Below are 418 nucleotides of genomic sequence, written 5' to 3'. Positions count from 1 at the left end.
ACCGTCGACCAGCACGGCCCGGTGCTCGAACACCGAACGCGTGGTCACCAGCGAGAACGCCACGTCGAGCGGGTCGGCCGAGCACCGCGCGATCCGCTCGGTCTGGGCGTCGAGTGCCTCGGCGGTCCGGGCCGACAGCACCCAGGGCAGCACCCGGGGCGATACGGCCCGTGGCGTCGCCGGGACGGGTTCTGGCGTGTCCTGCTCCAGGATCACGTGCACGTTGGTGCCGCTGATGCCGAACGAGGACACGGCGGCCCGCCGGGGACGGTCGAGCGCCGGCCACTCCACGGCCTCGGTCAGCAGCGACACCGCGCCGGAGTCCCAGTCCACATGCGAGGACGGCTCGTCGACGTGCAGTGTCCGCGGCGCGACCCCGTACCGCAGGGCCTGCACCATCTTGATGATCCCGGCCACC

Annotated in this window: 1 protein-coding gene; it reads right to left on the bottom strand. The window is 72.7% G+C overall.

Features of this window, described 5'->3' with window-relative positions:
- Window positions 1-418 (bottom strand): ketoacyl-synthetase C-terminal extension domain-containing protein (locus tag BU204_RS36800; protein WP_332888617.1); only part of this gene is annotated, 418 nt, incomplete at both ends.

Source organism: Actinophytocola xanthii (assembly GCF_001921205.1).
GTDB lineage: Bacteria > Actinomycetota > Actinomycetes > Mycobacteriales > Pseudonocardiaceae > Actinophytocola > Actinophytocola xanthii.
Note: the sequence above shows the minus strand (reverse complement) of the source record. Positions and strands in the feature narration are given on the sequence as shown.